The following is an 11,615-nucleotide window of genomic DNA, read 5'->3' as shown; positions in this document are numbered from 1 at the left end:
TCGACCCCTGCGAGTGCAAGCGCCTCTCGTGGATCCCCGACGTACGAGGGGGCGCGCGTCCAGGGGGTGCGCGGCGGGCCGGAGCCGAGGACGCACGAGGGGCCCGTACCCCTGTCGGGATACGGGCCCCTCGTCACTCGCTAAGTCGCTGGCCGATCGCGCCGAGATCAGACGGCGAGCTTGACCATGTCCGCCTGCGGACCCTTCTGGCCCTGCGAGATCTCGAACTCCACTCGCTGACCTTCTTCAAGGGTGCGGTAGCCGTCCATCTGAATCGCGCTGTAGTGGACGAAAACATCCGCACCACCGTCGACCGCGATGAAGCCGTACCCCTTCTCCGCGTTGAACCACTTGACGGTGCCCTGAGCCATGCCTAACTCCCCTATTACTGGCCCTTGCACGGGCCCGCACTTCGCGGACCCGGGTCAGACCTCACCCCCCCAATGGGTTGTGGAGGCGTGCGCCGGAACGCGTCGACCGCGGCTGAATGTATCTGTCCAACTGCCCTCTGCAACAGGTCAATCGGACGAGAATTCTGGGCACGCCTGATCGGTTATATGCGGAGAATTCGCCGGAATTCAGGGCAAGTCGGGCCAGACAAATGCCACGAGAAGGGCAAATGGGCAGTGCACTTTGGCTACTTCTTGTCGCCCTCGGGGCGACTTCGTATATGCGCTCGGCACAAACGGGGAAGCTCGCTTCCCAACTGTACCGCGCTCAACCACATGGAATTGCCCCCTCCACTTCTCTCGCGGAGGGGGCAATCAGGATTACGCAGGGTGTTTGGGAAAAGGATCAGCCGCCGGCGACGGCGGGGATGATCGAGACACCGGCGCCGTCCGGCGTCGCGGTCTCAAGGCCCTGCTCGAAGCGGACGTCGTCGTCGTTCACGTACACGTTCACGAAGCGCCGCAGCTTGCCCTGGTCGTCCAGGACACGGGCCGCGATACCGGCGTGGTTCTTCTCCAGATCGGCGATGACCTCACTGAGGTTCGCCCCCTCGGCGGCGACCTCGGACTGGCCGCCGGTGTAGGTGCGAAGAATGGTGGGGATGCGGACCTTGACGCTCATGGGATTCACCTCTTGATGCGGGGAGGAAGCGCCCCTGCAAGGGGCGCGGGGAACTGCGCGAGGACGGACCACGACCGCCCGTCGGCGACGGCGATCAGGCCCTACGGCGGCTAGTCGGCGAGCCCGGCGGCGCGGAACGCGTCGAGGCTGGGCTTGATCGTCGCCGTCGCCTGAGAGGTCTCGGCAACAGCGTCGAGGGTCTTGAGGCCGTCACCCGTGTTCAGCACGACCGTGGTCAGGGAGGGGTCGATGAGCCCCGCCTCGATCAGCTTCTTCGTGACGCCGACCGTCACACCCCCGGCGGTCTCCGCGAAGATCCCCTCGGTCCGAGCGAGCAGCTTGATCGCATCCACGACCTGCTCGTCGTTCACGTCCTCCACCGCACCGCCCGTGCGGCGCGCGATGTCCAGGACGTACGGCCCGTCGGCGGGGTTGCCGATGGCGAGCGACTTGGCGATGGTGTCCGGCTTCTGCGGGCGAACGACGTCGTGCCCGGCCTTGAAGGCCGTGGACACCGGCGAGCAGCCCTCGGCCTGGGCGCCGAAGATCTTGTAGGGCTTGTCCTCGACAAGACCCAGCTTGATGAGCTCCTTCAGCCCCTTGTCGATCTTCGTGAGCTGCGAGCCCGACGCGATCGGGATGACCAGCTGGTCGGGAAGGACCCACCCCAGCTGCTCGCAGATCTCGTACGCGAGCGTCTTGGAGCCCTCGCCGTAGTACGGCCGCAGGTTCACGTTCACGAAGCCCCAGCCCTCGCCCAGCGGGTCGCCGATGAGCTCGGAGCAGAAGCGGTTCACGTCGTCGTAGTTGCCCTCGATGCCGACGAGCTCGCCGCCGTACACCGCGGCCATGACGACCTTGCCCTGCTCCAGGTCGTGCGGGATGAACACGCAGGAGCGGAAGCCGGCGCGGGCCGCGGCGGCGCCGACCGCTCCGGCGAGGTTGCCAGTGGACGAGCAGGACAGGGTGGTGAAGCCGAAGGCACGCGCCGCCTCGATGGCCTGCGCGACGACGCGGTCCTTGAAGGAGTGCGTGGGGTTGCCGGAGTCGTCCTTGACGAACAACTTGCCCTGCTCGACGCCGAGTTCACGGGCGAGGTTGTCGGCCTTGACGAGCTTGGTCCAGCCGGGGTTGATGTTCGGCTTCTCGGCCACGTCCGCGGGGACGGGCAGCAGGGGGGCGTAGCGCCAGATGTTGTCGGGGCCGGACTCGATCTGCTTCCGGAGCGCCTCGGGGTCACCGGTCGGCAGGTCGTACGCGACTTCGAGCGGGCCGAAACAGGCCTGGCAGGCGAAGATCGGGCCGAGGGCGTAGAGCTCGCCGCACTCGCGGCAAGAGAGGCCGGACGCGGGGCCGAGGTCCACGGAACCCGTGGTGGTGGAGGGGGTGGTGTCGTTCGTTGCGACAGTCTGCGCAGCCATGGAGGCGAGGCCCTTTCTCCTCATCTTCCTCGCGGCGCATCTCGCCGCGAGACGGAATTGGCACCTTCCCCACCGAGACCTCGCGAGCGCGGTCGGCGGGATGGTTGCCGGGGCTTCAACGGGCCGTATCCCTCTGCCCCTCTGGATGAGCGGTATGGCGCCGGGGCTTCATGGGCCCGGGGCATTTGTTACGCGATGACCCCCGACATGCGATGGTCATCCGCGTTGTTCAAGACTGTAACCGACGGCCTGGACCCTTGAGATAGTCGTCCGAACCGCGAGATGGATCACATGTAGGCCACACACAGGAGGAGCCACCCGTGCTGGAAGAGGCCGAGCGCTGGCTGACCAGGCGTTCCTGGTCCGTTGCCGACCGTCCGCTCAGCGCACTCGTCGCCGCCAAACGGGCGTCGGGGGCCTCGGTGAGTGTCGTCCTGCCCGCGCTCGACGAGGAGGGGACGGTCGGCGAGATCGTCGCCGAGATCCGCCGTGAGCTGGTCGAGAAGGTCTCGCTCGTCGACGAGCTCGTGGTGATCGACTCCGGCTCGAAGGACCGTACGGCCGAGGTCGCGCGGGAGGCGGGCGCACGGGTCGTGCACCGGGACGAGATCCTGCCGCGCGTTCCGGCCGTGCCCGGCAAGGGCGAGGTCCTGTGGCGCTCGCTCCTGGTGACCGGCGGTGACATCGTCGCGTTCGTCGACGCGGACCTGAAGGAGTTCTCGGCGGACTTCGTCACCGGGATCGTGGGCCCGCTCCTGACCGAGCCCGACGTGGACTTCGTGAAGGCGATGTACGACCGCCCCCTGGCCGGTACCGCAGGTCAGGGTGGCCGGGTGACCGAGCTGATGGCGCGCCCGCTGCTCAATATGCACTGGCCCCAACTGGCGGGATTCGTCCAGCCGTTGGGCGGCGAGTACGCGGCGCGCAGGTCCCTCCTGGAGCGGCTTCCGTTCCCCGTCGGTTACGGAGTGGAGCTGGGCCTGCTGGTCGACGCGCTGCACACCGTGGGCCTTGACGCGCTCGCGCAGGTGGATGTCGGCGTGCGCAAGCACCGGCACCAGGACGGGCAGGCGCTCGGCCGGATGGCGGCGGCGATCTACCGGACGGCACAGCTGCGGCTCGCGCGCGGCCATCTCGTACGGCCCGAGCTCACTCAGTTCGAACGGGGCGAGCACGGGTTCGAGCCGCGGACCCATTCGGTGGACACGGAGGAGCGCCCGCCGATGTGCGGCATCGCGGAGTACACGGCACGCCGCGTGGCGTAACCACCCCAAGCCGGGCATTTTGTCTACATTCCCCACTTATGTGGCTCAGACGGGTAATGCGAAAAGTACGCCGCATCGGTGCCATGGCCGTGCCCGCCGCCGCGGCGGCGGCCGACAAGGGCAGGGGCGGCGAATCGGACACGATGCTGTACGCGGGTCTCGCGATCGCGCTGTGCGCACTGAGCGCGCTGGCGGTGGCGGCGGCGAGGAGCAGAAGCGGTTACAGACGCGACTAGGCGTCGCTCCCTGAAGGCGCCGTTCCCTGAACGTATACGGCCGGGCCCTTGCGGGTCCGGCCCCACGTTTGAGGCCTTCCCGGAAGGGCTAGGTTCGGCACATGGTCTCCGAGCACGCCGCCGCCCAGGTCCTCGTCGCGTCCAACCGCGGCCCCGTCACGTACACCCTTGAGGAGAACGGGGAACTGACGTCGAAGCGGGGCGGAGGCGGACTCGTCTCGGGCCTGAGCGCGATCGGCGACGAGGCGGACGCCCTGTGGGTCTGCGCGGCCCTCGGCGACGGCGACCGGGAGGCCGTGCGGCGCGGGGTCGGCGAGCCCGGCGTGCGGATGCTCGACATCGACGCGGGCTCGCACGAGGGAGTGCACGCCGACGCGTACAACGGGATCGCGAACTCGGTGCTGTGGTTCGTCCACCACATGCTCTACCAGACCCCGCTCGAACCGGCCTTCGGCCCGGAGTTCCGGGCGCAGTGGGCGTCGTACGAGACCTACAACCGGGCCTTCGCCGAGGCGCTCGCCGAGAACGCCGCGGCGGGCGCGGCGGTCCTCGTCCAGGACTACCACCTGTCCCTGGTGCCGGGGATGCTGCGTGAGCTGCGCCCCGACCTGCGCATCGGCCACTTCTCGCACACACCGTGGGCGCCGGTGGACTACTTCCGGATGCTGCCGGACGACGTCGCGGAACAGCTGCTGCGCGGCATCCTGGGGGCCGACCGGGCGGCGTTCCTGACGGGCCGGTGGGCGGACGCGTTCACGGAGTGCTGCGTCGCCGTCCTCGGCGGTACGACCGGTACGCGGATCGGGGTGCACGGGCTCGGGGCCGACGGGGACTTCCTGCGGGAGCGGTCGCGGCGGGCGGATGTGGAGGAGCGGCTCGTCGCGCTGCGGGAGCAGGTGGGTACCGGCCGGAAGGTGATCGTCCGCGTCGACCGGACGGAACTGTCGAAGAACATCGTGCGGGGACTCCTGGCGTACCGGGAGCTGCTGGCATCGCGGCCCGAGTGGCGGGAGCGGGTGGTGCACGTGGCCTTCGCCTACCCGTCGAGGCAGGACCTCGCGGTGTACCGCGACTACACGGCGTCCGTGCAGGCGCTGGCCGACGAGATCAACTCCGAGTACGGGGTGGAGGGTTGGACCCCGGTGGTCCTCCACGTGAAGGACGACTTCGCCCGGTCGCTGGCGGCGTACCGTCTCGCCGACGTGGCGCTGGTGAACCCCATCCGGGACGGGATGAACCTGGTGGCCAAGGAGGTGCCGGTGGTCTCCGATGACGGGTGCGCGCTGGTTCTCTCGCGAGAGGCGGGGGCGTACGAGGAGTTGGGCGAGGAGGCTCTCGTCGTCAACCCGTATGACGTGACGGGCACTTCCGCCGCGCTGCACGCGGCTTTGACCATGCCGGTCGGCGAGCGCGCGGAACGCACGAAGCGGCTCGCCGCGGCGGCTACGGCGCTCCCCCCGGCCCAGTGGTTCCTGGACCAGCTGCGGGCACTACAGGCTTGATTTATCCCCAACCCCGCCCCTTCCCGAAAACCATGCCTGCGCCCCGGACCTACCTGGGGCTCCGCCCCAGACCCCGCACAAGATGGCCTCAAACGCCGGCCGGGCTGGATCTATCCAGCCCGGCCGGAAACTTCCAGCCCGTCCGGCGTTTGAGGACGAACTCGGCGAAGCCGGTGATTGACGGCAACCAAGGCCCCCGCGCCAGAATTCGTGCCGGTCAGGCCAGCTGTGCGGCGATGCTTCCGAGTAGCTCCACCACGCCCCCCGGGCCATCCACCACCAGGTCCGCCCGCTCGGCAAGCTCCGCCACCTCCGCGCTGCCGCTGCACACGAGCAGGCCCCGCACCTGGTCCGAGCGGAGCTTCTCCACGGCCGCGTAGGCGGGCAGGTCGCCCAGGTCGTCGCCCGCGTACAGGACGGTCTCCGCGCCCACTTCGCGTACGTACTCGGCGAGGGCCACGCCCTTGTCCATGCCCGGCGGGCGCAACTCCAGGACCAGGCGGCCCGGTTCGACGATGAGGCCGTGGCGGGACGCCAGCTCGGCGAGGGGCTCGCGCAGTGCCTCGAAGGCCGCCTGCGGATCCTGCGCGCGGCGGGTGTGGACCGCGACGGCCCGGCCCTTCTCCTCTATCCACGTGCCGCGCCAGGCACCGATCGTGTCCAGGAAGCCGGGCAGTTCGGCGCGCACGGCCGCCACGCCGGGGTGCGGCTCGGCCGCGTGCACGGCGGAGGAGACGGCGTCCCAGCGCTCGGCGCCGTAGTGCCCGAGCACGACGAGGTGTTCGAGGGCCGGGACACCCGCCAAGCCGCCGTAGCGCACCGCCACGCCCGCGGGGCGCCCGGTGACGACGGCGACGGAGAGCACCTTCGGCGCGAGCGCGGCGAGGGCGGGGACGGCGCCGGGGTGGGCGCGGGCCTGCTCGGGGTCGGGCACGATCGGGGCGAGCGTGCCGTCGAAGTCGAGCGCGATCACGGCTTTCCCGGGCCGGGCGAGGAGCGCGGCGAGGCCTTCACGCCCGGCCGGAGTCACGGGCTCGGGCAGCTCGGGAGAGTACGGCGAGTACACAGGGTCACCCATGGGCCCGACCCTACGCTCAACGCTCCCCGCGCCGGGACTCCCTGACGCGCCGAAGCCGGTTGACGGTGACCGGATCGTGCGCGAGGGCGCGGGGATCGTCGAGCAGGGCGTTCAGGAGCTGGTAGTAGCGGACCGGCACCAGGCCGAGCTGCTCGCGCACGGCCCGCTCCTTGGCGCCGGGTCCTGTCACCCAGTCGCGGCGCTCCAGGGCGAGGATCGCGCGGTCGCGCTCGGAGAGGCCGGTGTCGGGGAAGCCGTCGTCCGTGGCGTTGGCATCGGTCATGCCCGTCACGCTATTCCGAGTTCTCCTCGGTCGCCGCCTTGGTCTGGATCTGGCTGAGGATCGACGCCGGATTACCGTGCTCGTCGACGGCCTTGCCGATGTACTTTTTGACCTCGACGGAGACCTGCGCCCAGGACGTCTTGCCCACGGGGTACAGCTGCGAGGTGGGCAGTTCGTCGAGGAACTCGGCGAGCGCCTTGTCGTTCTTGTTGCCCGTCATCTCCTCGGCGGCGGAGTTCGTGACGGGCAGCAGGTCGTACTCGCGCGAGAAGTCCAGGACGTTCTTCGTGCTGTAGGCGAAGTCGAGGAACTTGCCGATCTCCTCGCGGTGGCCCTTCTGCTTGAAGGCCATCATCCAGTCGGCGACACCCATGGTGGCCTGCGCGTGGCCGTTCACGCCGGGCATCGGCACCATGCCGTACTTCACGCCCTTCTTCGCGGCCATCTGCATCAGCGTGGGGTGGCCGTTGAGCATGCCCACGTCGCCGCGCGTGAAGGCGGCGAAGGCCTCTGCGCGGTCGAGCTTGGCGGGGGGCGTGGCGCCCGTCAGGCCCTTGCCGACGAGTTCGTCCTTCAGCCAGCTGAAGGTCTTCACGTTCTGCGCGGAGTCGATGTCGTACGTGCCGACGTTGTCGGTGTAGCCGCCGCCACCGCTGAGCAGCCACTGCATCGTCTCGGCCTGCGCCTCTTCCTTGCCGAGCGGCAGGGCGTAGGGGATCTTCACGCCGCGCGCCTTGAGCGTCTTGGCGGCGGCGGCGAGCTCGCTCCAGCTCTGCGGCGGGGTGAGACCGGCGTCCTTGAAGATCTTCTCGTTGTAGAAGAGCAGGCGCGTGGAGGAGGCGAAGGGCATGCCGTACTGGACGCGCTTGAGCTCGCCCGCCTCGGAGAGCGGGGCCATGAAGTCGGCCTGGGTGGAGATGGAGACCAGGTCTTCGGTGCGGTAGAGCTTGTCCGCCGCGGCGTAGTCGGCGTACGCGCCGATCTGGGCCATGTCGGGGGCGTCGCCCGCCTTGACCATTTCCTTGACCTTGCGGTCCACGTCGGTCCAGGAGTAGACGTCGACGTCGACCTTGATGCCGGGGTTCTGGGCCTCGAACTTCTTGGCGAGCTTGTCCCAGTACTTCTGGGAGCTGTTGTCCTTGGAGTCGCCGTAGTCGGCGGCCACCAGCTTGAGGGTGACGTCGCCGGAGTCGCCCGGACCGCCGCAGCCGGCGAGTACCGCCGCCATGCCCAGTGCGGCTATCGCCGCGGTCAGTCCTGTCGCGCGCCGCTGCACAGCTGTTCCCACCCTCGATGATCTACGTGAACTGCGATTTTCCCTCGCGTATGGACACGAGGTCTACACCACCCCAGTATCGCTTGTGCAACGGCGTACCAATGACGTCCCACCGGCAAGGAGCCTTGACGCATGTCGCGTACCGCAGCAGAGATAGCAACTCAGCCCGCCTGCTGGCACCGGGCGGCCGAGGCCGCTCTCACCTTCGAGGGATTCCCGGCGCCGGGCGAGCGGGTGGCCGTCACCGGGTGCGGGACGTCGTGGTTCATGGCCATCGCGTACGCGGCGCTGCGCGAGGCTGCCGGGCAGGGTGAGACGGACGCGTTCGCGTCGTCGGAGTTCCCCGCGGGGCGGAAGTACGACCGGGTGGTGGCCATCACCCGGTCCGGTACGACGACGGAGGTCCTTGAGCTCCTCGGCGAGCTGAAGGGCGTGGTCCCGACCACGGCCCTGACGGCCGACCCGAAGACTCCGGTCATGGACGCGGCCGACTCGGTGGCGGTTCTGGACTGGGCGGACGAGGAGTCGGTCGTCCAGACCCGCTTCGCGACGACGGCCCTGGCCTTCCTGCGGGCGGGGCTCGGTGAGATCCCCGGTGTGAAGTCGGTGGCCGACGCGGCGGTGGACGCGGAGCTCGCGGTGTCGGAGCCGTTGCCTCCGGCGGTTCTGGCGGCTGAGCAGTGGACGTTCCTGGGTCGTGGCTGGACGTACGGCCTTGCCCTCGAGGCGGCGCTGAAGATGCGGGAGGCGGCGGGGGCGTGGACGGAGTCGTACCCGGCGATGGAGTACCGCCACGGGCCGATCTCCATCACCGGCCCCGGCCGGGTGGCGTGGATGTTCGGTGTACTGCCGGAGGGTCTTGCGGGGGATGTCGCCCGGGTGGGCGGGGAGTTGGTGGCCCGGGAGGAAGCGGACCCCCTGGCGGACCTGATCCGGGCCCAGCGGCTCGCGGTGGCGCTGGCGGAGTCGCGGGGCTTCGACCCGGACCGGCCGCGGAACCTGACGCGGAGCGTCATTCTGGGCTGAGGGGGCGGCTGGGCGCCGACCCTGAACCGCCGCCGGCATCCTCGGGTGGGTGGGCGCCGACCCTGAACCGCCGCTTCGCGGCGGATGTCTCCCGCCCACCCACCCGATTGCCCTGCGGGGTAATGGGTGGGTGGGAGGGAGAGATCCGCCGCGAAGCGGCGGGCTTGTCTGTGTGGAGGGCTCCCCGTGCAGCGTCGGGATTGCCGGGGGGCCGAGCCCCCTGCAGCCGTATGGCGCAAAGGGGCACCCCGTCCCGAAAGGGACCTTTGGCCGCGGGCAACCCCCCGAAGTGGACTAGACCTCTCGCGGCGTAGGCGCGACACTGTCCCCGTGAGACACGTCATCGCCCTCGATGTGGGCGGCACCGGAATGAAGGCCGCCCTGGTCGGGGCGGACGGCGCGCTCCTGTACGAGGCGCGGCGGGCCACCGGCCGGGAGCGCGGGCCCGAGGCCGTGGTCGAGTCCATCCTCGGCTTCGCCGCCGACCTCCGCGCCCACGGGATCAAGGAGTTCGGGGAGCCCGCCGCCGCGGCCGGCGTCGCGATCCCCGGGATCGTCGACACCGACCGCGGCATCGCGGTCTACGCCTCGAACCTCGGCTGGCGCGACGTCCCCATGCGGGAGCTGCTCAGCCGCAGGCTGGAAGGCGTACCCGTGGCCCTCGGCCACGACGTCCGCACGGGCGGCCTCGCGGAGGGCCGGATCGGCGCGGGCAAAGGCGCCGACCGGTTCCTGTTCGTGCCGCTGGGCACGGGGATCGCCGGAGCCATCGGCATCGGCGGCGGCATCGAACCCGGCGCCCACGGCTCCGCGGGCGAGATCGGGCACATCATCGTGCGCCCCGGAGGACCGCCCTGCGGCTGCGGCCAGCGCGGCTGTCTGGAGCGGCTCGCCTCCGCGTCCGCCGTCAGCGAGGCCTGGGCGGCGGCCAGCGGCGACCCGGAGGCGGACGCCGCGGACTGCGCGAAGGCCGTGGAGTCGGGCGACCCGCGGGCCCTGGAGGTCTGGCAGAACGCCGTCGACGCGCTCGCCGACGGCCTCATCACGGCCCTCACCCTCCTGGACCCGCACACCCTGATCATCGGTGGCGGTCTCGCCGAGGCGGGGGAAACCTTGTTCACACCCCTGCGGGCGGCCATGACGGAACGGATCGTCCAGTTCCAGACCCAGCCCCTCATCGTCCCCGCCGCTCTGGGGGACACCGCCGGGTGCCTGGGCGCGGGCCTGCTCGCCTGGGATCTCCTCGGCGAACCCGAGCCGACCGGCCCCGACACCACCGACCCCGACCCAGACTCCACGGAGGTAACCGCCTGATGGCCGCTAGCAAAGTTCTCGCCGGTGCTCAGGTGGTCCTGCCCACCGGGACCCTTCCCAACGGCCGCGTGATCGTCGACGGCACGCGCATCGTGGGGAGCGCTCCCGCGGACGCCGAGACGATCGACCTCAGCGGCCACTGGGTGGTCCCCGGCTTCGTCGACATCCACAACCACGGCGGCGGCGGTGCCTCCTTCACCTCCGGCACCGTCGAGGACGTACTCAAGGGTGTCCACACGCACCGCCTGCACGGCACGACCACGGTCGTCGCCTCCACCGTCACCGGCGAGATGGACTTCCTCGCCCAGCGGGCGGGCATGCTCAGCGAGCTTGCCGAGCAGGGCGACATCGCGGGCATCCACTTCGAGGGGCCGTTCATCTCGCCGTGCCGCAAGGGCGCGCACAGCGAGGGCCTGCTGCGCGACCCGGACCCCGCCGAGGTGCGCAAGCTGATCGACGCGGCACGCGGCCGGGCGAAGATGCTCACGCTCGCCACCGAGCTGCCGGGCGGCATCGACTCCGTACGGCTGCTCGCCGAGCACGGCGTGATCGCGGCCATCGGGCACACGGACGCGTCGTACGAGCAGACCGTGCAGGCCATCGACGCGGGCGCCACCGTCGCGACGCACCTCTACAACGCGATGCCGGGTCTCGGGCACCGCGAGCCCGGCCCGATCGCCGCGCTTCTGGAGGACGAGCGGATCACGGTCGAGCTGATCAACGACGGGACGCATCTGCACCCGGCCTCGTTCGAGCTCGCCTTCCACCACGCGGGCGCCGCCCGCACCGCGCTCATCACGGACGCGATGGACGCGGCGGGCTTCGGCGACGGCCGGTACATGCTCGGCCCGCTGGAGGTCGAGGTGAAGGACAGCGTCGCGCGCCTCGTCGACGGCGGCTCGATCGCGGGCTCGACCCTCACCCTGGACCGTGCCTTCAAGCGCTCGGTGACCGTCGACGGGCTGCCGGTCGACGACGTCGTGCGGGCCATCTCCGCCAACCCCGCCAAGCTCCTCGGGATGTACGACGAGGTCGGCTCGCTGGAGCCCGGCAAGGACGCCGACCTGGTGGTCCTGGACGCGGAGTTCGACCTGGTGGGCGTCATGCGCAAGGGCGAGTGGGTGGTCGAGCCCGGTTAGGCCC

Annotated in this window: 12 protein-coding genes and 1 riboswitch; of the genes, 6 read left to right on the top strand and 6 right to left on the bottom strand. The window is 70.3% G+C overall.

The genetic code is table 11. From position 1 onward, the window contains the following. Positions 1–167: 167 nt before the first annotated feature. The 3 genes from ACWGI2_RS28820 to thrC form a co-directional block, all read right to left on the bottom strand. Positions 168–371, bottom strand: coding sequence for a cold-shock protein (locus ACWGI2_RS28820; protein WP_005315736.1), 204 nt, complete (start codon positions 369–371; stop codon positions 168–170). Between the two features lie 424 nt (positions 372–795). Then, a complete protein-coding gene (locus ACWGI2_RS28815) occupies positions 796–1,071 on the bottom strand; it encodes a MoaD/ThiS family protein (RefSeq protein ID WP_190083788.1) in 276 nt (91 codons plus the stop codon). Positions 1,072–1,181: 110 nt separating this feature from the next. Beyond that, positions 1,182–2,492 (bottom strand): threonine synthase, encoded by a 1,311-nt coding sequence (thrC, locus tag ACWGI2_RS28810; protein WP_453698452.1) that lies wholly within the window; start codon positions 2,490–2,492, stop codon positions 1,182–1,184. A gap of 17 nt (positions 2,493–2,509) precedes the next feature. Next, positions 2,510–2,644, bottom strand: a riboswitch (SAM riboswitch). 168 nt (positions 2,645–2,812) lie between these two features. Here thrC and ACWGI2_RS28805 point away from each other — a divergent pair. The 3 genes from ACWGI2_RS28805 (at position 2,813) to ACWGI2_RS28795 (ending at position 5,495) form a co-directional block, all read left to right on the top strand. Continuing rightward, positions 2,813–3,757 (top strand): glucosyl-3-phosphoglycerate synthase, encoded by a 945-nt coding sequence (locus ACWGI2_RS28805; RefSeq protein ID WP_453698451.1) that lies wholly within the window; start codon positions 2,813–2,815, stop codon positions 3,755–3,757. Positions 3,758–3,840: 83 nt separating this feature from the next. Continuing rightward, positions 3,841–3,993: a hypothetical protein gene (locus ACWGI2_RS28800; RefSeq protein ID WP_453698450.1), complete on the top strand. Its 153-nt coding sequence runs from the start codon at positions 3,841–3,843 to the stop codon at positions 3,991–3,993. Between the two features lie 101 nt (positions 3,994–4,094). Continuing rightward, positions 4,095–5,495, top strand: coding sequence for an alpha,alpha-trehalose-phosphate synthase (UDP-forming) (locus ACWGI2_RS28795; protein ID WP_453698448.1), 1,401 nt, complete (start codon positions 4,095–4,097; stop codon positions 5,493–5,495). 217 nt (positions 5,496–5,712) lie between these two features. Here the strand turns inward: ACWGI2_RS28795 and otsB are convergent, their stop codons facing one another. From otsB to ACWGI2_RS28780, 3 genes are read right to left on the bottom strand one after another with little or no spacing between them, the layout of a single operon-like run. Beyond that, the gene (gene otsB, locus ACWGI2_RS28790) at positions 5,713–6,573 is read right to left on the bottom strand and encodes a trehalose-phosphatase (RefSeq protein WP_453400704.1); all 861 of its coding nucleotides are present in this window, start codon (positions 6,571–6,573) and stop codon (positions 5,713–5,715) included. Between the two features lie 16 nt (positions 6,574–6,589). Beyond that, positions 6,590–6,856 carry a DUF3263 domain-containing protein gene (locus ACWGI2_RS28785; protein WP_453400705.1) on the bottom strand — a complete coding sequence of 89 codons (267 nt, stop codon included), beginning with the start codon at positions 6,854–6,856 and terminating at the stop codon, positions 6,590–6,592. 10 nt (positions 6,857–6,866) lie between these two features. Beyond that, positions 6,867–8,132, bottom strand: a complete 1,266-nt coding sequence (locus ACWGI2_RS28780) for an extracellular solute-binding protein (RefSeq protein WP_453400844.1) — start codon at positions 8,130–8,132, stop codon at positions 6,867–6,869. Between the two features lie 132 nt (positions 8,133–8,264). On the opposite strand from ACWGI2_RS28780, the gene ACWGI2_RS28775 reads away from it, so the two are divergent. The 3 genes from ACWGI2_RS28775 to nagA all read left to right on the top strand — a co-directional run bounded on the left by ACWGI2_RS28775 (position 8,265) and on the right by nagA (position 11,611). Next, a complete protein-coding gene (locus tag ACWGI2_RS28775; protein ID WP_453698447.1) occupies positions 8,265–9,158 on the top strand; it encodes an SIS domain-containing protein in 894 nt (297 codons plus the stop codon). A gap of 330 nt (positions 9,159–9,488) precedes the next feature. Beyond that, entirely contained in the window at positions 9,489–10,472 is a 984-nt protein-coding gene (locus ACWGI2_RS28770; protein ID WP_453698445.1) for an ROK family protein, read from the top strand. Next, entirely contained in the window at positions 10,472–11,611 is a 1,140-nt protein-coding gene (nagA, locus tag ACWGI2_RS28765; RefSeq protein ID WP_453698443.1) for an N-acetylglucosamine-6-phosphate deacetylase, read from the top strand. The genes ACWGI2_RS28770 and nagA overlap by 1 nt, the downstream gene beginning before the upstream one ends. The last annotated feature ends 4 nt before the right edge of the window (positions 11,612–11,615 follow it).

The organism is Streptomyces sp. NPDC054866 (assembly GCF_053610745.1).
This window is presented reverse-complemented; position numbering and strand designations above follow the sequence as displayed.